This window comes from Planomonospora parontospora, from assembly GCA_014647935.1.
Lineage (GTDB): Bacteria > Actinomycetota > Actinomycetes > Streptosporangiales > Streptosporangiaceae > Planomonospora > Planomonospora parontospora.
The window spans coordinates 317,232-337,804 of sequence record BMQD01000005.1 but is presented as its reverse complement, the minus strand read 5'-3'; the positions used below and the strand labels follow the sequence as shown (position 1 = coordinate 337,804).

The 20,573-nt window shown below is 70.1% G+C and carries 25 protein-coding genes; 12 read left to right on the top strand and 13 right to left on the bottom strand.

Annotated elements, in window-relative coordinates; translation table 11 throughout:
* Positions 1–229: 229 nt before the first annotated feature.
* Positions 230–1,114 carry an AraC family transcriptional regulator gene (locus IEZ07_RS10870; RefSeq protein ID WP_191894605.1) on the bottom strand — a complete coding sequence of 295 codons (885 nt, stop codon included), beginning with the start codon at positions 1,112–1,114 and terminating at the stop codon, positions 230–232.
* Between the two features lie 82 nt (positions 1,115–1,196).
* On the opposite strand from IEZ07_RS10870, the gene IEZ07_RS10865 reads away from it, so the two are divergent.
* The 3 genes from IEZ07_RS10865 to IEZ07_RS10855 all read left to right on the top strand — a co-directional run bounded on the left by IEZ07_RS10865 (position 1,197) and on the right by IEZ07_RS10855 (position 5,546).
* Positions 1,197–2,099 carry a quinone oxidoreductase family protein gene (locus IEZ07_RS10865; RefSeq protein WP_191894604.1) on the top strand — a complete coding sequence of 301 codons (903 nt, stop codon included), beginning with the start codon at positions 1,197–1,199 and terminating at the stop codon, positions 2,097–2,099.
* Between the two features lie 241 nt (positions 2,100–2,340).
* On the top strand, positions 2,341–4,464 hold the full coding sequence (locus IEZ07_RS10860) for a hypothetical protein (RefSeq protein WP_191894603.1): 2,124 nt from the start codon (positions 2,341–2,343) through the stop codon (positions 4,462–4,464).
* A gap of 296 nt (positions 4,465–4,760) precedes the next feature.
* The gene (locus IEZ07_RS10855) at positions 4,761–5,546 is read left to right on the top strand and encodes a pentapeptide repeat-containing protein (RefSeq protein WP_191894602.1); all 786 of its coding nucleotides are present in this window, start codon (positions 4,761–4,763) and stop codon (positions 5,544–5,546) included.
* On the opposite strand, the gene IEZ07_RS10850 is transcribed toward IEZ07_RS10855, so the two are convergent.
* From IEZ07_RS10850 to IEZ07_RS10840, 3 genes are read right to left on the bottom strand one after another with little or no spacing between them, the layout of a single operon-like run.
* Positions 5,473–5,865 (bottom strand): hypothetical protein, encoded by a 393-nt coding sequence (locus IEZ07_RS10850; RefSeq protein ID WP_191894601.1) that lies wholly within the window; start codon positions 5,863–5,865, stop codon positions 5,473–5,475. The two genes, IEZ07_RS10855 and IEZ07_RS10850, sit on opposite strands and share 74 nt — an antisense overlap.
* A gap of 33 nt (positions 5,866–5,898) precedes the next feature.
* Entirely contained in the window at positions 5,899–6,108 is a 210-nt protein-coding gene (locus tag IEZ07_RS10845; RefSeq protein ID WP_191894600.1) for a hypothetical protein, read from the bottom strand.
* A 4-nt stretch (positions 6,109–6,112) separates the two neighbouring features.
* Positions 6,113–6,832, bottom strand: a complete 720-nt coding sequence (locus tag IEZ07_RS10840) for a hypothetical protein (protein WP_191894599.1) — start codon at positions 6,830–6,832, stop codon at positions 6,113–6,115.
* A gap of 227 nt (positions 6,833–7,059) precedes the next feature.
* On the opposite strand from IEZ07_RS10840, the gene IEZ07_RS10835 reads away from it, so the two are divergent.
* Positions 7,060–7,848 carry a GntR family transcriptional regulator gene (locus tag IEZ07_RS10835; protein WP_204054698.1) on the top strand — a complete coding sequence of 263 codons (789 nt, stop codon included), beginning with the start codon at positions 7,060–7,062 and terminating at the stop codon, positions 7,846–7,848.
* An 86-nt stretch (positions 7,849–7,934) separates the two neighbouring features.
* On the opposite strand, the gene IEZ07_RS10830 is transcribed toward IEZ07_RS10835, so the two are convergent.
* A complete protein-coding gene (locus IEZ07_RS10830) occupies positions 7,935–8,204 on the bottom strand; it encodes a hypothetical protein (RefSeq protein ID WP_191894598.1) in 270 nt (89 codons plus the stop codon).
* 114 nt (positions 8,205–8,318) lie between these two features.
* Between IEZ07_RS10830 and IEZ07_RS10825 the strand changes: the two genes are divergently transcribed.
* A complete protein-coding gene (locus IEZ07_RS10825; RefSeq protein WP_191894597.1) occupies positions 8,319–8,768 on the top strand; it encodes a hypothetical protein in 450 nt (149 codons plus the stop codon).
* Here IEZ07_RS10825 and IEZ07_RS10820 read toward each other — a convergent pair.
* From IEZ07_RS10820 to IEZ07_RS10810, 3 genes are all read right to left on the bottom strand, one after another.
* Positions 8,755–10,797, bottom strand: a complete 2,043-nt coding sequence (locus tag IEZ07_RS10820) for a hypothetical protein (protein ID WP_191894596.1) — start codon at positions 10,795–10,797, stop codon at positions 8,755–8,757. The genes IEZ07_RS10825 and IEZ07_RS10820 overlap by 14 nt on opposite strands.
* Before the next feature lie 51 nt (positions 10,798–10,848).
* Entirely contained in the window at positions 10,849–11,619 is a 771-nt protein-coding gene (locus IEZ07_RS10815) for a methyltransferase domain-containing protein (RefSeq protein ID WP_191894595.1), read from the bottom strand.
* A 142-nt stretch (positions 11,620–11,761) separates the two neighbouring features.
* On the bottom strand, positions 11,762–12,697 hold the full coding sequence (locus IEZ07_RS10810; RefSeq protein WP_191894594.1) for a LysR family transcriptional regulator: 936 nt from the start codon (positions 12,695–12,697) through the stop codon (positions 11,762–11,764).
* A gap of 136 nt (positions 12,698–12,833) precedes the next feature.
* Between IEZ07_RS10810 and IEZ07_RS10805 the strand changes: the two genes are divergently transcribed.
* Entirely contained in the window at positions 12,834–14,060 is a 1,227-nt protein-coding gene (locus tag IEZ07_RS10805; RefSeq protein WP_191894593.1) for an MFS transporter, read from the top strand.
* On the opposite strand, the gene IEZ07_RS10800 is transcribed toward IEZ07_RS10805, so the two are convergent.
* A complete protein-coding gene (locus IEZ07_RS10800; protein WP_191894592.1) occupies positions 14,057–14,524 on the bottom strand; it encodes a winged helix-turn-helix transcriptional regulator in 468 nt (155 codons plus the stop codon). The genes IEZ07_RS10805 and IEZ07_RS10800 overlap by 4 nt on opposite strands.
* Before the next feature lie 132 nt (positions 14,525–14,656).
* On the opposite strand from IEZ07_RS10800, the gene IEZ07_RS10795 reads away from it, so the two are divergent.
* The 3 genes from IEZ07_RS10795 (at position 14,657) to IEZ07_RS10785 (ending at position 16,386) form a co-directional block, all read left to right on the top strand.
* Positions 14,657–15,532: an aldo/keto reductase family oxidoreductase gene (locus tag IEZ07_RS10795; RefSeq protein WP_191894591.1), complete on the top strand. Its 876-nt coding sequence runs from the start codon at positions 14,657–14,659 to the stop codon at positions 15,530–15,532.
* Positions 15,533–15,648: 116 nt separating this feature from the next.
* Positions 15,649–15,822 (top strand): hypothetical protein, encoded by a 174-nt coding sequence (locus IEZ07_RS10790; protein WP_191894590.1) that lies wholly within the window; start codon positions 15,649–15,651, stop codon positions 15,820–15,822.
* Positions 15,823–15,858: 36 nt separating this feature from the next.
* The gene (locus IEZ07_RS10785) at positions 15,859–16,386 is read left to right on the top strand and encodes an SMI1/KNR4 family protein (RefSeq protein ID WP_191894589.1); all 528 of its coding nucleotides are present in this window, start codon (positions 15,859–15,861) and stop codon (positions 16,384–16,386) included.
* A gap of 21 nt (positions 16,387–16,407) precedes the next feature.
* Here the strand turns inward: IEZ07_RS10785 and IEZ07_RS10780 are convergent, their stop codons facing one another.
* The 3 genes from IEZ07_RS10780 to IEZ07_RS10770 all read right to left on the bottom strand — a co-directional run bounded on the left by IEZ07_RS10780 (position 16,408) and on the right by IEZ07_RS10770 (position 17,651).
* Positions 16,408–16,593 carry a DUF6183 family protein gene (locus tag IEZ07_RS10780; RefSeq protein WP_191894588.1) on the bottom strand — a complete coding sequence of 62 codons (186 nt, stop codon included), beginning with the start codon at positions 16,591–16,593 and terminating at the stop codon, positions 16,408–16,410.
* Positions 16,594–16,659: 66 nt separating this feature from the next.
* Positions 16,660–17,067, bottom strand: a complete 408-nt coding sequence (locus tag IEZ07_RS10775; RefSeq protein ID WP_191894587.1) for a nuclear transport factor 2 family protein — start codon at positions 17,065–17,067, stop codon at positions 16,660–16,662.
* Positions 17,068–17,333: 266 nt separating this feature from the next.
* Positions 17,334–17,651 carry a hypothetical protein gene (locus tag IEZ07_RS10770; protein WP_191894586.1) on the bottom strand — a complete coding sequence of 106 codons (318 nt, stop codon included), beginning with the start codon at positions 17,649–17,651 and terminating at the stop codon, positions 17,334–17,336.
* A 142-nt stretch (positions 17,652–17,793) separates the two neighbouring features.
* On the opposite strand from IEZ07_RS10770, the gene IEZ07_RS10765 reads away from it, so the two are divergent.
* Positions 17,794–18,117: a hypothetical protein gene (locus IEZ07_RS10765; protein WP_191894585.1), complete on the top strand. Its 324-nt coding sequence runs from the start codon at positions 17,794–17,796 to the stop codon at positions 18,115–18,117.
* Between the two features lie 121 nt (positions 18,118–18,238).
* On the top strand, positions 18,239–18,811 hold the full coding sequence (locus IEZ07_RS10760) for a DUF6461 domain-containing protein (RefSeq protein WP_191894584.1): 573 nt from the start codon (positions 18,239–18,241) through the stop codon (positions 18,809–18,811).
* Positions 18,812–19,080: 269 nt separating this feature from the next.
* On the opposite strand, the gene IEZ07_RS10755 is transcribed toward IEZ07_RS10760, so the two are convergent.
* Complete coding sequence (locus IEZ07_RS10755) at positions 19,081–19,401, bottom strand: hypothetical protein (RefSeq protein WP_191894583.1); 321 nt, start codon at positions 19,399–19,401, stop codon at positions 19,081–19,083.
* A 972-nt stretch (positions 19,402–20,373) separates the two neighbouring features.
* On the opposite strand from IEZ07_RS10755, the gene IEZ07_RS36190 reads away from it, so the two are divergent.
* Positions 20,374–20,541 carry a site-specific integrase gene (locus IEZ07_RS36190; protein ID WP_307729014.1) on the top strand — a complete coding sequence of 56 codons (168 nt, stop codon included), beginning with the start codon at positions 20,374–20,376 and terminating at the stop codon, positions 20,539–20,541.
* Positions 20,542–20,573: the final 32 nt, after the last annotated feature.

Below are 20,573 nucleotides of genomic sequence, written 5' to 3'. Positions count from 1 at the left end.
GGCCGTACGGCTGGTCCCCTGGGCGCTGCCGATCGTGTTCTTCCTCGGTCTCGCCGACCTGGTCGGCTTCCTGATGCGCCGCGTGGGCACGCTGGACCAGATCTCCTATGTCTGGCCCGCGCTGTACGTCTGGGCGGGCGCGGGCGCCCTGGCCTCCGCCGCCGTCATCGTCTCCCGCCTCGTCCACCTCGTCCTCGCCCGCCGCCCGGCCGCCCCCACCGGGGGCCGTTCATCCGCTGAAGGCGCGTTCCCGATGCCGGAACCGGCCCGGCGGCGTCCCGAACCGGCGCCGGAAAGCGCTGGCGAAGGCGAACTCCGAGCTGTAGCCGACCTGGTGGGCGATCGACGCCAGCGGCGCGTCGGTCTCGCGAAGTAGCCGCGCGCCACAGTCGAGCCGCCAGTTGGTCAGGTACGTCACCGGCGGGAGCCCGACGAGCGAGGTGAAGCGGCGGGCGAAGGCGGTGCGGGACATGCCGACCGCGGCGCCGAGCTCCTCCACCGTCCACTTGTGCCGGGGGTCGCGGTGGATCCGGTGCAGAGCGGCCGCGACGGCGGGGTCGCCCAGCGCCGCGGGCGGCCCGGCGTCGTCGTGCCAGGCGCGCAGCAGGTAGACCAGGAGCAGATCGATGAGGGCCGGTACGGCGGCGCCCGCCCCCACCCCGGATTCCGGGCCGTCGGCCAGCAGGTCGACCACCGTGCGCATGGCGGAGTGCCGGTCGGAACGCATGTGGATCACATCGGGCAGGCCCTGCAGGAAGGGGTGGGCCTGCCCCTTGTCCGATCGGTAGGCGCCGCACACCACATCCGCGTACGACGTGGCACCGTCCTCGGGCGGGAACGCGTCCGGCACCGCGGGCAACTCGGCGAAGGGGCGGTCCGGGGTCCCGCTCAGCCCGTGCGCCGCGCCGTACGGGACGAACACCACGTCACCGGCGTCGAGCCGCACCGGAGGCGCGGACGGGGTGACGAGCCAGCCACCGCCGTCCAGCACCACGTGGAAACCCGTTCCGGAGAACGGCTCGAGCCGCCTGCCCCACCGGCCGGTGCCCCGGGTCCGGCAGAACGATTTCCGCCCGCCCCGCATGCTGCCGATCACGTCGCTGAAGAGGTCCACGCCATCCGTTCCGCACGATCTCGTATGGATCGGGTCCTTTCGCGCATTCTCCCATACATCCGATGATCCCTACGGTGAAGGCATGAAGGCGATCACTGTGCATTCGTTCGACGACGGGGGCGCCCTGCACCTCGTCGACCTCCCCGATCCCGTTCCCGGGGCGGGGCAGACGCTGATCGAGGTCGAGGCCACGGGCGTCGGGTACGTCGATGTGATGTCCCGCCGCGGGCAGTACCCCGGGTTCCCCGAGCCGGGTTTCGTCCCGGGCCTGGAGGTCGCGGGCGTCGTCAGGGGGACCGGCGAGCGGGTCTACGCCATGCTCGGCGGCGGAGGCGGCTACGCCGAACTGGCGGTGGCCGACGACGTCGTGGTGGAACTGCCGCCCGAGGTCTCCCCGGCCCAGGCCGTGGCGCTCGGCGCCAACGCGCTGACGGCGTCGCTGCTCCTCGACCGGGCCGGCGTGGCCCCCGGAGAGAGCGTCCTGGTCCGCGGCGCCAGCGGCGGCGTGGGCTTGATGGCCGCCCAGGTGGCGGCGCACCTCGGGGCCGAGGTGACCGCGAGCACCCGCTCGGCGGCGCATGCCGGGCGGCTGGCGGAGCTCGGGTTCTCCACCCGGGACGGCGAGGACGCCTCGTACGACGTCGTCGTCGACCCCGTGGCCGGTGCCGAGCTCGGCCGCCATCTCGGACGGCTGCGACCCGACGGCCGTTACGTCGTCTGCGGCGCGGCCGGCGGGCTGCCCGCCCCCGACTTCGCCGCCGGTCTCGTGGGACTCTTCCCGAACTCTCCGTCGCTGCTCATGTTCAGCCTCAGCTCGGTCGGCCCCGAACGCCTGCGGTCGGGACTGAAGACCGTCTTCGACCTCGCCGCCCGCGGCGTGCTGCGAGGCGTCGCCGACGCGGCCGTCCCGCTCGCGCAGGCGTCGCTCGCGCACGAGCGACTCGAGTCGGGCACGGTCTTCGGCAAGGTGATCCTGCGCCCTTGACACGGCGTAGTGACTCGCTAGGGTTGGGCGCCTTTGTTCTGATCTTCAGAGCATGTCCGCTCGTGCCCGAGGGTGTGCCCGTGCGCCGTTACCGTTTCGGCAGAATCGCCATGCTGTTCGCCGCCGTCTATGTGGCCGTGGTCGTCGTCGCCGGTGCCCGCGCGCTGGCCACCGGCGATCCCGAACTGCTGCGCGGGATCGTCACCGGGGGATGGGGCACCGACTTCGTACCCTACGTCTGGTGGGTGGAACTCCTCATGGTCGCGGGCGGCGTCCTGGAGGGCTGGGCCTACTGCAGATACTCCGCGGTCGGCCGGCCGGCGCGGCGGCGGTCAACGGCAGGCCGGTCCGGCTCCTGCGGGCGGCCCTGTACCTCGGCGTCGCCTGCACGCTGCTGTACCGGCTTCCGATCCCGTACCAGTGGTGGCTCGCCCTGCCGCTCGACCTGCTCCAGCTCGCCCTCGTCGGGCTGTTCTTCACGGTCCTGGCCGGCGTCCTGCCCCGATGGCTGCGGCTGCTCGGGCTCGTGGCGGGGCTGGCGAACACCGCCATGGGCATGGCCTCCACCGTCGCCTACGGCCTCGGCCAGTACGCCGTCTCGCAGTTCGTCTCCCCGTACCGGCTCGGCAACGTCGTCCACCTGCTGTGGCTGGTGCCCGTCCTGGCCGGCCAGGCCAGGGATCCGCGCTGGACCGGGGGCACCGTACGGCTGGGCGCGGCCTCGGCCCTGCTGGCGCTGCTGTCGTCGGGAGGCCATTCGATCATCTCGATCAGCTCGTTCGGCGGCGTAGACGTCGACTACGGCCTGGTACTGATCATGGTCCTGAGCATTCTGAGCGTGTTCGGGACGGTGTGGCAGGCCCGCTCCGCCCACGATCTGGGCGTCCCGGCGCCCGCGCCGTCCCCGGCGGCTCCGGTCCAGGTCGCCCCCGCGCGGGCGTGGCCCCTGGCCGCCGTGGCCGTGGTGCTCCCGCTGATCCCGGCGGCCGTCAACCTCGCGGACGGCATGCCCGCGTGGATCGGCCCCCGCGGCGCGGTCGACGATCTCTTCCACGGGCATGTGAGCTACCCGGCGACGGTGCTCTGGGTCGCCCTGGACCTGCTCATCGGGGTGGGCGCCCCGGCCGTGCTGATCCTGGTCGCGGTCGTGCGCAGGACCAGGCGGCTGCTCCGCGCCACGACGCTGGCCCTGGTCCTCGCCGCGGCGGCGGGAGTCGCCACCGCCCTCACGACGACGTCCGAAGCGGACTGGCGGTTCATCCCCACGATGGCCGAGCAGCGGCTGGTCCTGTACCCGGACGGGCTGTTCGCCCCGGACGACAGCGGGAAGATCCTCTTCGGGATCTCCCCGCTCTGGTACAGCGCCGCACTCGCCGCCTCCGCCCTCGTCCTGTTCCTGCTGTACCGCCTCCCGCCCGCCGCCCGCCGGCGCCGCCACGTGCTCGCGGCCGCGCTGGCCGCCTCCGTCGCCCTGTGCCTCCTGCCCGCGGCCGACCAGGCACGCGGCCGGGTCACCACGGCCGAGGACTGCTCGCCTCCCGAGCCCTGGGAGACGGACGGCGAGCCCGTGGCGGCCCCGCCGCCGACCGGCCCGCGCGCCTTCGTCTGCGCCGTACGCCAGCGGAACGCGCTGCCGTTCGCCACCACCGCGCCCGACCAGGTACTGCTCGACCACGGTCATCGCCTGTGCGCCGTCTACACCCGCAACGATCCGAGCGAGCTGGCCCGCCTGCGGGCCGCCGAAGGGGTGAACGTCCGCGACCTGAGCGGGGTGCTCGCCGGGATCTGCCCGGCCGCGAACGCGGAGATCGAGGCGGCGAAGGCCGCCGACGAGCGCGAGTTCAACGAGTCCATGGCCGAGGAACAGCGCAAGTGCGACGCCACTCCGCGCCACCGCCCGCTCATCAGACCCGCCAAGGCGATCCGCCTCAAGGAGCCGGAGTGGCCGGAGGCGGGGCTTGAGCTGTACGACGAGTTCCCCGCCGAGGGCAGGAGAACGACCTCCGGCCCGGTCGCCGCCGGGCCCGGCTACGTGGCGGTGGGCACGCATTCCGACTTCCACGTCTGCGTCACGCTGGAGACCTACACCCGCCGCCCACCGGTCGAGACCAGCGGCTGGGACAACGTCGTCGAGGTCGGTTACGACAACCGGAGCGGCGAGATACGCTTCATGGACGGCCTGAGCGGCACCGAACTGCCGGACCTGTCGCTCGACGGCCGCAAGGGGCACTACCGCATCCGCCTGCACCTGGCCTGGTTCCCGTGGAAGGGCGAGAAGTACGGCACCCAGCGGCTGCTGATCATGGCGTATCCCGGACCGGGCGACAAGGTCGTCACCTACCGCAGACCGCCGAAGCGGCGTTAGGAGCTGTTCGAGGTTCGGATCAGACGGGCCCTTTCGATACCGAAACGACCGGCTTTTGTCGGATTGAACTGCAAGACTCCGCGCATGCGTGATCTCGCCCTTTCAGAGGACAGCGCTTCTCCCGGTTCTTTCACGGCGAGGCGCTCCTCGGACACCCGACTCACGCCCGGCCTCGGCAGCTGGTCGGTGTGAGCACGTCCGAGCAGTTCAGTCTCCGGCCAAGCCCGGAGGAGTGGCGGTCGGCGTGGATCGCCCGCGGTGAACTCCTCGATCAGCGGTTCGATCTGCCTCCTGGGGTGTCCGAGGTGACCTTCGACCGGGCACTACTGGTGAACGTCGACTTCTCCGGAATGCGGTTCGCCGGCTTCAGTGTCCACGACAGCACGTTCGAAAGGTGCGACTTCTCCGGCGTCGCCTTCGAGGGGCTGTCACTGGGGCTCACCGGCGTGCACGACGCCGGCTGGCCGCAGTCGGTCTTCCGCGACTGCACCTTCCGACGTACCCGTCTCGCGCCGTCCACCTTCTTCGGCAACGTCCGCTTCGAGAGATGCCTGTTCGACCGGTCCCGGCTGCACGGCCAGACATTCACGTCCGAGGCCGAGTTCGTCGACTGCGTCTTCCGCGGCCGAGTACGGAACATCAACTTCTGGGGCCGTCCGGACGACCATGACCAGGCCGTGCTGGGCCGGGACCACAACGACTTCACCGGCAACGACTTCACCGGTGCCGAACTCGACTACGTGGCCTTCCACCACATCGATCTCCGAGCGCAGCGCTTTCCCGGCCTGCCCGGCTACGCGCTCCTCGACCGGATCAGCGAACGAGTGGAAGCAGTGCTGCCCCTGGTGGAGCACTGGCCGGACCCGCGCCACCGGGAGATGGCCCGCTTCAGCTTGGAGTTTCTCGCCGACCTCGCCGTGGAGCAGAACGACGACCAGGCGCTCGTCAGCCCGCTCGACATGGGGCGGAAGCTCCCGTCCGCACTCCGCGAGGAGCTGTTCGAAGCGCTCAGGCGCACGCCCAGCGATACATCCCCCGGCCGAGCCGTACCGCCTCACGCGCCAGCTCCCGCAGGGCCGTGATGCGCTCGATCTCGAACTCGTCGAGCAGTTCCTCGTCCGCGTACTCACGCAATCGAGCGTCGGCTACAGCCGCCAGCGCGGCCACGGTTTCGGGCGCCTCCCGCTCCACGCCCGCCGATTCGCCGTCGTCGGCGATGACCTCACTGTCACCGAACTCGCTGAGGTCACGTCCGCTGAGCTCGGCCGCCAGTGTGTCGAGCCCGTCCAGCCACCCCTTGCAGTCGACATACGGCAGGTTCGCTCCCGCCGGTCCAACAGGCAGGACCAGCCGGGCGGACTGCTCGGAGTCCGCGGTGAAGTAGTCGACGAGAACGCCCATGGCGGGCCACTCTACCGAGATCACCTACAGCGGTCATGCCGTCCCCTTCCGCGTCCGAGCCTTCTCCTCGCGCAACCGCTCGCACAGCCGGATCAAGCCCAGGGCGTGCAGCGTCCGCCTGCTCCGACAGCCCGGCACCGCGCACCCGGTGGCGTACCAGGTACGGCCCGTACGCCAGATCGTCCAGCCGGGCCAGGAGTGGCGCAGCAACTCGGCGAGCTCGGCCTGCTCCTGCCGCGTCATCCGTTCACCCCCGCGGCCTCGTACGGCGGCCGCCACCCGGCGGGTCCGGGCGGGTCCGATAGCCGGGAAACCGTTTGGTGGGCGGCGGGCTCACCGGGCCGCAGCCGGCCCGCAGCCGGCCCGCACCGCGAGGCAGCGGCCCACCGGGAATCGGACGGCCGACGTCGGAGGCCGGTCGGAGCGGCCGGGAGCGGACGGTCGCCGCCCGGGCTCGGGCCCGCTGCAGGGCCGCCGGGACGCGGGCCCGCGCCAGCCGTACCGCGCGCGCCTCCCGCGGCTCGACCGGGCGCCACACCGGTCCAGCCGGGACGGGCGGCCGGAACGTCGTCTGCGACTCGACCTGGTGCCACACCGGCTCACCATGGACGGGCGGCCGGGGCGCCGCCTGTGGGGCGGGCTCGGCCGTACGGGGCACGGGCACGGCCGGCACCTCCTCGACCGGCGCCTCCTCGGCGGCCACCGGCACGCACATGCTCGGCCGCACCCAAGCGGTCGCGGGCATGCCCTGCTCGTCCAGCCGGGCGGCGCGGATCAGGTCCTGGCGGGCGCGGATCTGCGCACCGGAGGGCGCCTGGTAGTCGTGTTCGTCGACGTGCAGGCACCCGTGGTCGTACGGCGGATGCCCGCAGACCGCACAGCCCATCGGCAGCGGCGGCCGGGAGGCGGAGAAGCAGGGCCCGCAGACGGGCTCTTCCCCGGCGTCCGGAGGGTTAAGGTGTCGCATGGGTCAGGACCTCGATTCCTGATCAAGGGCCCGGTACGGCGTTGCGAGCGCCTGCCGGGCCCGGCTTATGTGGGGGGTTCGGGCCGACGGATCGGCGAGAAGTCACGGTGCGGCTCCCACAAGCCTCCCGAAAGGGATGCGAACAGTTCACGGCCACCGTTCAGGAAGGCCCAAGCTGTCATGACAGATAGGTCGCTGTCATGACAGCTTGCCTCTGTTGTGTGCGAGTGGTCAAGCTGTTCGGGCAGATTGAGGAGCGAGCTCTGGGGCGTGGGATGGCGTATCTGTACGTTCAGGTCGCCGATGACCTGCGACGACGCATCCAGTCCGGAGAGTTTCCAGCCGGGTCCCAGATCCCGACCCGGGAGCAGATCAACAAGCAGTACAAGGTGTCGGCCGCTGTCGCGATCAAGGCGCTGAGCGTCCTCGTCACCGAGGGCCTGGTGGAATCCCGCCCGGGAGCCGGAGCGTATGTACTGCCACCCCGCGAGCGGCTGCAGCTGTCGCGGGAACGGCATCGCGAGGTGCGCGGCGGCTCGCCGTTCGCCGGTGACATGGAGACCCAGGGCAAGACGCCGAGATGGCGGGCTCACAGCCGATCCGATGCCGCAACGGCTGAGGTGGCGCGACGTCTCGGTATCGCTGAAGGCGATCCGGTCATGCGGACCGTCTACGTCTACACCGCCGACGACGAGCCGGTGCAGCGCGCCGTCTCCTGGGAGCCGTACGAACTGACCAGGGGAACACCGATCGCCTTCCCGGAGGACGGTCCCCATGGCGGCCGCGGGGTCAGGGACCGGATGGCCGTGATCGGCGTAACCGTGACGCACCGCCGCGAGGCGCTGTCCTCCCGAGGGGCGACGGTGGAGGAGGCCCGGGATCTCGGCATCGCGACCGGCGCGGTCGTGACCGTGTTGCGCCGGACGTACTTCACCGACGACCGGCCGGTGGAGACGGCCGACATCGTCGCCGCCGGGGACCGCACCGAGTTCGTCTACGTGCTGCCCATCAGCTGAGCCTCGCCTGTCGCGTCCGTGCCGCGGATGCGCCTATCGCCGGGCAGCGAGCAGCGTGGCGGTACGGTGAGCGTGTTCGGTGGACCTCACCGCGCGGCCGAGGGCCGGGCCGTGTTCTCGGGGACGGCCCGCAGCTCGTCCTCCAAATCCTCGACGATCCGCCGGGTGAGCGTCCGCAGCCGTGCTCTGCGCCCGGTCAGCTCCTCGGTGAAGGCCCGCGCCGTCGGACCCGTCCAGACCGCCTTGCCGGTGAACGCCGCATGCGCCGGATCCAGGGCCGCTTCCAGCCGCGCCGCGTGCATGCGCACCTTCGTCAGCGCCCGCAACAATTCCTCCCTGCGGGAGTTGGAGGCCATATCCGATGGTTCGGGGGCCAAACGCTTCCCCTTTCTCCTTGGAACGGCTTGCGCGCTCTCCCGGACGATATGAGATGGTGCGCTCAGACGGCCAGCTCTTTGGAGGATATTCCAATGCCCCGTTCCAGCCGAAGCCCTGCCGTACGGCTCGGCGTGACACTCCTGATGGCCGCTCTGGCCGTGGCGGGCTGCGGTGAGAGGGAACCGACGGCGGCCGAGGCCGGCGCGACCCTCAAGACGCACATTCTGAAGCTGCTCGACGAGGTGAGCGCCCAGAACGTGCAGGTCACCGATCCCGGCGGCAAGGACATCCCCTGCGGCGACGGCAAGGCCAAACGCACCTTCGCCGCAACGGCACCGGATTCCTATCAGGGGTCAGCGCCTTACACACTGAACGTCATGATGATAAGCACGCTGGGCGATATCGCCGATTACAAAATAACCGAGAGCACGGGGGCGATAGTCCACATGGAGAACGAGCCCACAAGGACAGTGGTCATTCTGGAGTCCGCGAAGGGCCGATACTCCGCACGAGGCGAGACCCAGTGCCTCAGTCGGTCGTGACCTGCGGGTCCGCATGGCTTCTCCCTCGGGTGTAAGACTCCCCGCTGGCGCCGTTGAAGTTCTTGGCCTGCCGTGCGGTCATCTCGCCGAGGGAGAGGAGATCACCCTTCCCCAAGCCGTTGTCGACCAACCACTGGTCGAGGGCCTTCACCCCCGCCGTGCCCTGCTTGAGAATCTCCTCGAACGGGCGCAGGCCGCCCTTCGGATCGGCGATGGCCCCGGCCGGAGGAACCTTCGGGACGAACCCCTGCTCTATGAGAAGCCGCACCGTCTCGTGACGTCGCCCCAGCGTCTTCGCCTCATCCGACTCCAGGAGCTTCTTCACCTGCTCCTCCGGACCCCGACCGTAGGTGTAGTAGCCGGAGACCCCGGTGGACAAGGCCGTCCAGGTCCTGGGGATGGCGGAGAACGGAGAGAGCAGCCCGACGACGCCCATGACACCGCCCGCCAGGAAGCTCTCCGCGTCCTCCGCGGTCTCGGAGCCCTCGTCTCCGGGTTTGAGCACCCGCACGGCGGCGGCCACCTCGGTGCCCCGGACGTTGCCCAGGGCCGTGAACAGGTTGTCCAATGGAACCGGGGTTCCACTGCTCCTGGCGGCGCTCGCCGCCTGCGGGAGAACCCGGTGGAGGAACGCGTCCATGCCCTGATCGAAGCGGAGCCGCGCGTCGGCGTCGCCCGCGAAGGTGGTCATGAAGCGGAAGGTGTCCTCCGGACTCAACCGGAAGGCGCCGCGCAGTCCCGGCGGCGGTGTCCACTCGAACAGGCCGGGAGTCGTCCGCATGGCGCTGTCCTTCGCCACGTCGGCGTCGTTGAGGTTGGCGCCCAGGGTGATCTCCGTGGCGTACGAGCCCGCGATCTCCGCCAGGTGGATCCGGGTCGCGTCGTTCAGCCGCCACCCGTCCGCCTCGGTCATCACGGTGTAGGCGAAGAACGCCGCCTCCTGACCGTGCTTTCCGTCCTGCTCGTCGTAGGCGCCGGAGGCCGCGGCCAGAAGCCGCCCGAAGGCGCCCGCCGTCTCCGGGATCCCCATCGTCCGCTCGTTGAGGTCCTTCAGGAACGCGGCCAGCTCCGGCCGGTCGTCCCACTTCTCCGGGGATCCCTGAAGCCGCCCGAAGGGCAGGGCGACGGTCGGCGGATCCGGGTCGGGTCCGAAGCGGGCCGCCGAACCGATCGCCAGGCGGGCCGCGGCGGGATTGTTCCCCAGCGCGTTGAGCAATCCCGCCAGGGCCGAGCCACCGATCCGGCTGCCGGACCGCAGCGCGGGCGCGGCGAGCCCGGCCAGCCACGCATCCGGATAGTCCCCGTGGCTCAGCAGCGCCGCGACCGCCTCCACATCCTCGGCGTCTCCGGCAGTCCCGGTCATCGCCTTCTCCGCGGCCTTCATCACCGCCGCGAACCCGGGCACCTCCGCCCCTCCGCCGACCGCGGTGGCGAAGGCCGTACCGGCCGTGCGGAGCGCGTCGGACCGCTCGTCGTCGGGCAACCGGCGCAGCGCGGCGTCCACCCGGCGGATCCCGGCCGGGCCGAGTGCGGCGAAGAACGCGGCGGTGAAGCCGGCGTCGTGCCGGTGTGCCTTCAGCTCCTCGAACACCGCGGCGATCTTCTCGGAGGCGTACGGCCCGGCGAACCGGAACTCGTCCGGGTCGATGGCGGCGAACCGCTCGCCCAGCTCGGTGCCCTGCCGCCGCGCCTCGGCGGGGGAGAGCAGCGACGCCTCCTGGTAGGGCCGCAGTCCCGTGCCGATCATCCCGGGGATCTCCGGTCCGGGGGCCGTGATGGTCGCCACTCGCTGGCGGAGCCTGGGCACCTGCTGCTCGGCCCAGCCTCCGATCTCCCGGATGGGGGCGAGCCCGGCGGCGGGCAGGTCGACGGCGGCCAACTCCCGGCGGATGTTCTCGGCCTGTTCGGCGATCACCTGCCCGGCCCGCTCCAGCTCGGTGATGAAGCCGTTCATCAGCGCCGGGTCGATCCCGGAGAACTCCGGCGCGAGCGGCCCGGTCCCCGGTGGCACAGAGGGCGTCTCCGTCATGCCGTCCATCATCGGCGACGGGGGATCGGGGCGCGAGCGCTCACGGGCAGGTCATCGGCCGATGACCGTTCGGGCGCGGCGGAGTTCGGCTTCGATGAGGAACCGGTGGTGCCGGACGGTGAAAGCGCCCTCGGACCGGATGCGCTCATGAAGAGCGCGTAACGGCTTCTCGTAGCGGTCGTGATCGAAATCAGGGACCTGCCACGAGACGGCGCGCAGGTGGAAGACCACGGCGCCGATGTCCTGGAAAGCGCAGTCGATCATCTCTTCCCGGGCGTCCAGGACATGCAGCCCGCATTCACGGAACCGCTCCTCCGCGACGGCCAAGGTCCAGCTCTTCGGATCCGTGGAAGGTGGTGCTCCCAGTGCGAGATTCAGCTCCAGATCATTGCGGCTGCCCACCTGCTGCGTGAGCAATCGGCCGCCTTCGGTCAGAACGCGCGCCGCTTCGGCCGCGTCGAGCGCACCGTGCCTGTTGAGTACGAGGTCGAAGGCGCCTTCACGTGCCGGGATGCGATCCGCCGTACCGGCCAGCACAGGGACGTTCATCGGTCTGAGCCGCTCGGCGGCGACGGCTACGTTGGGCTGCCACCCCTCCATGGCGACGGTACGGCGGGGCAGCGGAGACAGAAAGGCCAGGATCTCTCCCCCTCCGGTGTCCATGTCGAGCAGTCGCCGCGTCGTCGGAAGCAGCGCGGAGGCTCGCTCGGTGTAGGACCAGGACGGTTCTCCGCCGATCGTTCTGCCGCGTGACCAGCTGAAGTCCCAGCCGAGGGCGGATGCTCGAACGGCTTGATCTACGAGATCGTTGTAGCTGAGCACTCGATCACGCTAATGAGGTTCATCGCCGGCGGCCACTGGATTGCCGGCGCGGCCGGTTTTCCTGGACCGCGCGGCTTCCCGCACGAGACCGGCCCTCAGGCCGCGACCCGCGCGGAAAGGACCACGCGGGCCGCGGCGGCGTTCACCGCGGGATCGCCCACTCCGGCGCCCAGGTCCCGGGAGTGCCGTGGCCGGCCGCCGTGGCCGCGAGGTGGGCGCGGAGGACGGCCAGCGCGGGGTGGGGGTCGTCGCGGCGCCACAGGAGCGAGTGCGGATAGACGGGCGTGGGGTCGGTCACCGGGATGCGGCGCAGGCCGTGGCCGGCGGGCCAGACCAGGCGGGTCTGCCCGCCCATGAAGGTGGCCAGGGCCGGGGTGTCGGCGATGGTGTCCAGGAGCGCGTCGGAGCCGAAGTTGGGGCCGGTCGCCTCGATGGTGAGGCCGAACTCGGCGGCCAGGTCGTCGTAGTAGGCGGTCCACTCGGTTCCGGGGGCGAGGCCGGGCATCCAGATCCGGTGCCCGGCGAGCTGGGCGACGGTCACCGACCGGGCGGACGCCAGCGCGTGGGCGGGGCCGGTGAGGAGCTGGAGCGGCTCGTCGAGCACCCGGACCGACTCGATGTCCCCGGGAAGGGGCCGACCGGGCATGGCGACGGCGCGGAAGGACGCGTCGATCGCACCCGACCGGATGGCGGCGACGGCGGTCTCGATGTCGAACAGCATCACCACGTCGAGGTCGATCTCGGGGTGCGCGCGGTGGAAGCCGCGCATCAGGCCCGAGGCCGCGCTGCGCGAGGTGATCATGTCGACGCGCAGCGGACGGCGGCCGGTGTGCACGGAGGCGACCGCGCGCTCGGCGGCCCGGAGCAGCTCTCGGGCGTGGGGCAGGAACGCCTGCCCGTCGATGGTGAGCTCGGCACCGCGCGGCGTACGGGTGAACAGCCGCACGCCGAGGCTGCGCTCCAGCGCGGCGATCCGCTTGGAGACGGCCTGCTGGGTGACCGCCAGCTCGGCGGCGGCCTCCTGGAACCGTCCCGCGTCGGCGGCGGCGATGAAGGTCCGGACGGCGTCGAGGTCCATGCGGACACACCCTACGGGTACAACCACCGGTTGTGGACGGACCGTCTGATGGTTGTTTGATCCCTGGGCATGGCGCGCGCTTCGATGCTTCCGATCGCGGATCGGTTGTGCGAGTGAGCGGCGAGGAGCGTCGGGCATGCGGAGCGGGCACCGGTTGGGGCGGCGGTTCGGGTGGCTCTGGGGGGCGTACGGGACCAGCGCGCTCGGCACGTGGCTCGCCTTCGGCGCGTTCCCGCTGATCGCCGTCCAGGTGTTGCACGCCGGGCCTGCGCAGGTCGCGGCGCTGTCCTCGGTGGGGGCTTTGGCGGGCGCGGCCGTGGCGGTGCCGCTGGGCCCGTGGGTGGAGTTCCGCCGCAAGCGGCCGGTGCTGATCGGGACGGACCTGGTGCGGTTCGCGGCACTGCTGACGGTTCCCGCCGCGTTCGCGCTCGGCGTGCTCTCCTTCGTCCAGCTCCTGCTGGTCTCGGTCGTCGTCGCGGCGGCCGACATCACCTTCCGCGCCGCCTCCGGCGCCTACCTGAAGACGCTGCTGCCGGCCGAGCACCTGCTCGTCGCCAACGCCCGCTTCGAGTCGACGGCCTGGACGGCCACGGTCGTCGGACCGCCACTGGGCGGCGCCGCGATCGGGCTGCTCGGTCCGGTGGCGACGGTGGCGGCCGACGCGGTCAGCCACCTGCTCTCGGCCCTGGGCATCGGCGCGATGGGCGGCCGAGAGCCTCGGCCCGAGCGCCGGCAGGCCACGCGCATGCGGGCCGGCGACCTGCTCGACGGTTGGCGGTACATCCTCGCCGACACGACGCTGCGCCCGCTGTTCTTCAACACCGCCGCCTTCAACGGCCTGGTGATGGCCACCGACGCGCTGCTGGCCGTCCTGATGCTCGGCCGGCTCGGGTTCACACCGTGGCAGTACGGCCTCGCCTTCGCCGTACCCGCGATCGGCGGGCTGCTCGGGTCGCGGCTGACCCGACCGCTCGTCACCCGGTTCGGGCGGCACCGGGTCCTGGTCGTGGCCGGGACGCTGCGTGTGATCTGGCCCGTCGGGCTGGCCTTCCTGGGGCCGGGGACCGGCGGGCTGCTGCTGGTGATGGGCGTCGAGCTCGGGCTCATCTTCTGCTGCGGGGTCTTCAACCCCGTCTACGCCACCTACCGCCTCGAACGCACCGCGCCCGACCGGGTCACCCGCACGCTGTCCGCCTGGACGGTGACGACCAAAGTCTCGACCGCGCTCCTGACGGCCGTCTGGGGCGTGCTGGGCAGCCTGCTCGGCCCGCACACGGCCATCGGCCTGGCCGGAGTGCTCCTGCTGGCGACTCCGTTGCTGCTCCCTCGACGCACCGCAGCGCCCCTCACCGAGCGCCGCTAGGCGGTGCGGGCATCGTGCGTCGCGCGGTTGGCGAGGACTTCGTCCATGTGCGTCTCGGCCCAGCCCCTGAGGCCGCTCATCAGGTGGTGCAGGGACAGGCCGAGTTCGGTGAGCTCGTAGGAGACCGTGACGGGGACGGTGGGGGTCACCGTACGGGTGATGAGGCCGTCACGCTCCAGGGAGCGCAGCGTCTGGGTGAGCATCTTCTGGCTGACGCCTGCGAGCATCCGGGACAGCTCCGAGAAGCGCATCGCCCTCGGCCCACCCGGGCGGGCTGCGTCGTCCTGTCCCCGAGCGCGCTCACTTCGAGCGGCCCCGCCATCACCGCCGAGCGCGCACAGGATCAGGGCGACCCATTTGTCGGAGATCCGGTCGAGCAGCTTCCGGCTCGGGCAGACGTCCAGGAACGCGTTGTACTCGATCTTGGCCAGGGCTCGCTTCTCCGACGCCGCGGTCGTGGTCATCAGCTGCTCCTGTCACCTGCAGGTCACCAAGGCACCTTGAAGTGCCTACTTCCCATTGGAGAGTTACCTAATCAGTATGAAGTTAGGCGCCACAAGGCGTCATCGTCTAGATCGATACGGAAGACAAGAGATATGAGCACGCTCTCCCCTTCACTTCCCGGCGGCACCTGGGCTCTGGGTGATCTGACGGTCACCCGCTTCGGCTATGGCGCGATGCAGCTCGCGGGCCCCTGGGTCATGGGGCCGCCCGCCGACCGGGACGGCGCGATCGCCGTCCTGCGCGAGGCCGTCGGCCTCGGGATCACCCACATCGACACCAGCGACGCCTACGGACCGCGCATCACCAACCGGTTGATCCGCGAAGCGCTGCACCCCTACCCGGAGTCGCTGCGCATCGTGACGAAGGTCGGCGCGCGGCGGGACGAGCAGGGCGGATGGCCGACGGCGCGGCAGCCGGACCAGCTGCGCCGCCAGGTCGAGGAGAACCTCGAATCCCTCGGACTCGAGGCGTTGGATCTGGTGAACCTCCGGCTCGGCGACGCCGAGGGACCCAAGGCGGGCTCGATCGCCGAAGCGTTCGAGACCCTCGTCGAGCTGCAGAGGCAGGGGGTCATCCGTCACCTCGGTGTGAGCAACGCCACCGCCGAGCAGGTCGCCGAAGCCCAGGGCATCGCGCCGATCGTGTGCGTGCAGAACATGTACAACCTCGCCCACCGCCACGACGACGAGCTGATCGACCGGCTCGCCGCCGAACGCATCGCCTACGTGCCGTTCTTCCCGCTCGGCGGGTTCAGCCCCCTCCAGTCCGCCACGCTCTCCGCGGTCGCCGCCCGGCTGGACGCCACCCCCATGTCGGTCGCCCTGGCCTGGCTGCTGCACAGGTCGCCGAACATCCTGCTGATCCCCGGCACCTCCTCGGTCGCGCACCTGCGCGAGAACATCACCGGCGCCCGGCTCTCGCTGTCCGATGAAGACCTCGCCGAACTGGACAAGATCGGACGCGAGTGACTCTCTCCAGGGTCCACCGCACCCGGCCGGTGTCCGGTGAACGGGTCAGGGGCGGGCATCGGGTTAGCCCTCGGTCCACCGGCGGAGAGTCGCTTGCGCGACGTCCGCCACCGATCGTGGCGCAGGAGCTGTTGGATGATCGAGGGCTGCTGGACAATGCGCTGGTGAAGTCCGCGCATCCCCAGTCTGTTCTGGTCTTGTCCGAGCTCGCAAAGCGCGCGATCGCCGACGGTTCTACCGAGCGTGACCGGGCACGCTCGCTCACCGCTCCTGAGGTGCCATACGCCTGACAGAACAGTCAGTCGCGACGGATACCGTCACCCACCATGAACACCTCATACGGATGGTCTGATCTCTTCCCGGAGGAAGAGCCCGCGGCCGAAGGCCCAGACCAACCGCCATTGCCTCCGGGACACGGGCTCCACCCCCCGGCCGACGAATCAGAAGTCATTCGGCTCGAAGAGCGGTTGGGCGTGAACCTGCCGCCGAGCTATCGGCAGTTCCTCCTGTACTCCGATGGCTGGGGCGTCGAGGAGTACTCCCTGTGGCCGGTCGCGGAAGTCGGCTGGCTCCGTGACGTCGATCCCTCAACGGTCGAAGCCTGGTCGTCCAGAGACGATGTGCCCGACGACCTCTACTTCGTCTACGGAGAGGAGCAGAACCACCACGCCATCAGAAGGGAATATCTGCCCGACACCCTTTCAGTCGGGTTGTGGGATGGAGACCTTCTGCTCAACCCCCACGTCATGACCCCTGACGGCGAGTGGGAGGCCTGGCTCCTCGCGGCCTGGATGCCCGGCGCCAAGCGTCACAGGTCCTTCTGGGGCCTCATGAAAGACCTTTGCACCCCTTGAGTCCTCCGGCGCACCGGCCTGTCAGCCCGTGTCCGTTGCGGTCGGCACCGCCAGCCGTCGGCCGTCCCGACTGAGCGCGGCCAGGCCGATGTCCCACACGACCCGGTAGAACCACGGGGTGGACCCCTCGAAGCCGAACCATGTGCACACCCGTACCCGCTGCTCCACCTCCGCGTCGGCGGCGGACGCCAGACGGAAAGGCCGCACGACGCCGCAGTTCGGACGAGCCCTAGAAGGCCGGCCGGAGAGCCCGAGGATGTCCCGGCGACCTGGTCACGGCGCTTCTTCCAACTGCTTGCTGATCTGGTCGATCCGGCGGATTCGACCGTCGGGAGCCAGGCGGCCGAACATGTAGATCTCCGCCGCGAAGGTCTTGCCCTTGCGCATCTTGGTGCGCAAGGTCCACCGAGCGGCGATCCGGTCACCCGAGACCAGCATCTCGTGGATCTCGACACCAGCCTGGTCGTCAGCGACCATCGCCTCTCTGTCGACGTTCCTGCGGACAGGACGGGCATGATCGATCATGCGCTGCCGGTCGATCACGAGCCCGTCGTTGCAGTACTCGAAGTCCGGAACGAAGTAGCGGTCGAGGATCGCGCCGGGTTCCTCGTCGGAGACGGCCATGTCCCGCGTGTAGGCGATCAGGAAGTCAGCGAGATCACGCTCGGAGCCGATGCCCATGAAGTTTCCTTGAAAGGAGAGGGGTCTGCATCTACCGGTAGATCAAAAATACACCCCAGTAGGGTATTCCGCCATCAAATGTCCCGAGCCGACGGCTGGACGAGCGCCTATGGGCACCAGGAGCTCGGCCGCCCTGCGCGGCCTGCGCACACTCCGGGAGCGGCCCACTGAACTGCTCGGTTTGTCCCGAGTCGAAGGCCGCCGGGATGAGCAGGCCCCCACCCCAGCCGCCGGCGGGCCGGCGACGGCGAGCGGGTCCTCAGCGATCACCCCGGTGCCGGAGTGCCCCCGCCTGAGGCAAGGGGTCGGACCTGCCCGGGGTGCGGTGGACGACGATCAGTCTCCTCGCCCAGCCACCACGCGGCCCGTTCCTCCGGATGGAGGTCGTCTGGGAGCCGAGGCCCTCGCCGGAGACGTGAAAAGCGCCGGAGCATCGCGGCCACGGCAACGGCGACGAGCAGGATGATGCAGATCAGCAAGCCGATGAGCACGACCATGTTGTGCACGGCTTCGTACGCGAAATAGAAGAGGAGCTCGCCGAAGGAGAAGTCAAGGGGGCTGTCGTCGGCTCCGGTGGGAGTCAAGGCCGCTCCTCAGCTATGCGCGCCGTATGCACGGTGAGAATACATCGGGGATGGGCCGCTGTTCCGGACCTCACACGGGCGGCGTGATCTTCATCGCGACCATTCTGGCACGCGATCGCTCGCCTGTGCTTACGTGGTCGGCGTGACTTCTGATTCGGATATGGGCAGGCGTCTCGAACCTGTCGTGGCGAAGCCGGAGCCGGCGGTTGGGAAGGCGAAGTACATCACGCCGGCCCTTGTCCTGGGCGCGGTCCCCCTGCTGCTCGCCAACTGGTTCATCACCACCGCGATCCTTGGGCGCGACTGTGCCGTGTTGTACGAGGGCGGCAACATAACAGCATGCGGCGGAGGGCTCTCGGAGGAAGAGATGTCCGCCGCGTCAGGACTGGTCGCACTGGTGATGCTCGCCATCCAGATGGGGCTGATCCTCTTGGTGGGACGGCGCATCCGCTCCGGCCCGAAGTGAGCCCGTACGGCCGGCGACGGCGCACGTTGAGGCGGCGGGTGCGGGGTAACGGACACACCAGGACCGGCGCGTGAGCCGAGCGGGTTCGGTGCCTGTCGGTGGTGGCTGGCAGCATGCCGACATGACCATGCAGCCCCTCGACGTCTCTTGGCTCTGCGGCGAATACGGCTGGGAGTGCTACAGCTTCATCTATGTCCGTACCACGCCTGAGCAGGTGGTCGCCCGCCTCGGCGGTCGATGGGAGGACCTCACGCCGGGCCCCTTCCCCGGCGACCCGGATCACTACCCGGGCCATGGGGATCCCCTCGGCGTCACCTCCATCGGCGATTGGACGTTCGTTTTCGACCCTGACTGGCTCGGCACCCGCAAAGAGGTGATCACCAAGCTCTCCGAGGGCACCCGCCTGGTCTCCCAGGCCGCGCTCGGCGTCAAGGACCTGGACTACTTCTACTGGTGCGAGGACGGCGAGATCAGATTCGCCTGCGGCGACGAGGACGACTACTTCGAGGAGACTCCGGCCGAACTGGTCGACACGATGGCGGAGATCTACAGGCTCTACCCATCGTTTCCCAGCTTCTACCGAGGGCCGGCTTTCCTGCTCGTCGAGCACCTGACCGGGATCAGAGCGACGGAGCAACTACTGAAGGGCTCCACGCTGATGTGGGGCGTCGTTCCAGAACAGGCCAAGCCATAGCGTTGGTCGACGGTGAGCCTGCTTCTCCTGTACGGCGAGCACCCTGCCCTCGTGTGTACATACGCGACGGTCACCGGGACTTCCACCCTGATCTCTGCCAACGTACGCGGGCGCAATGACGGTGTCCTGCTCTTCGTCGAGGAAGGGCGCCTTTCGTGCCTGGAGGTCTACTCCATCTAAGACGAGCCGGCCCTGCTTCCGCGACCCGAAGACCTCTTCGTCGACCCGCCGGTCTCAGGAGAGTGAGACCTCTCCGGTTGGAAGCCGACTCAGATATGGGTGATCGAGTAGTAGAACCAGTAGGCGAGGAGCGCCATCAGGCTCACGCCGGCGAAGAAGACCCCCAGGGCGATTCCGAAGAATCTTCCGCCCGGCCCGCGGAATCTCAGGAAGGTTCCGATGAGCGTTCCGAGCACAGGGAGCCCGACCAGGACCAGCACCGGAACGAGCAACGGCCGTAGACCGTGCTCATTCACCTCGATCATGACGCGGCGAGCAGGCATCACCATGAGAATTGCGCTCAAGAGCAGGAGGATCGAAGCGAAGGGCTTGTAACTGTGCCGGTCCTGCCCGGAAGAGTCGGCGATCACAGTGCCGGATGCTGGCATCGCCGCGGTGCAGCGTCAAGCTTGAACGGTGTCAGGGCACGTGGGACACGGAGGTAACCTCGCCGCGGGTGGTCTCCGGCATTGCGCCGCCCCTCCCCGCAGGGGTACGGCTCGGCGAGCCGAGTCGTAGGCGATCGGGCACGACGTCGGGGAGCTGGACAGCACCGGGGACCGCCCTTCTACCCGCACATTCCCGCCCGGGCTGATCTTCCCGTCTGCCTCGCCCCGCCCGAAGGGCAACGGGCCGATGACGGAGAGGCAAGCCCGTCTTCGTGTGTCCCTCAGCCGGTAGCCGTTCCTCGATCATCGGATGCCAACGGTCACAGCCGGGCTTGAGTCGGGGGAGTCGGCCTGCTGGGCTCCGCCTGGGATGAAGCAGGCGGGACGATCAGGCTCCACCTCAGCCGCTTACGACTCTACGGGATCGTCCGGACGATCATCCCGGAGCTGAGTGCCCCCGCCGGAGGCTGGGATTTTCCGTTGTTGATAGATGGTCAGGGCCGCGGCGGCGATGACGAAGCCGACGCCGACGATGGCCAAAGCCGCTAGCTACCCCGTGGCGAACGCGATGAAGCCCGATGTGACCAGGGTGAGAAGTCCCAGGCTCAGGAGCGCCAGGAAGCCGTAGGACATGTTCTCTGGATCACTCATGCGGGTGATCGTATGGGGTGCCGCGTTGATGGCGACAGAGTGCGATGAGGAATCGTATGGCCGGCCTGTCCGGTCGGCGCGGGGCTGGGCGGTGGCGCGGCCCCGGTGCGGCGGGTTGCAAGAGAGCGGCGGGCGCTGGGTGCGGTGCGCGGCCCTGAGGCCCGCGCCGTCCGGGACCGGCGCCCACGCCGCACGCCCGAACGGCTGGCGGGCGGCGGGCCGTGTGGCGGCGCGCCGCGCCGCCGCCTTGATGAATTCGGCGCACACGAGGACGGGCGCCTGTTCCGGACCTCACGCGGTGGCGTGAGCTCCATCGGGACCTACTGCGAGGCGTGGAAGGCGGCCCGGCACCTGGCGTTGGCCCCCGAGCAGGTCGCTTCGCCTCTGGCGGCACGGCCGTACGACCTGCGGCACGCGGCCGTCTCGCTCTGGCTCAACGCCGGAGTGGCGGCCCCCGACGTGGCAGAGTGAGCGGGACACGGGGTGGACGTACTGCTCAAGGT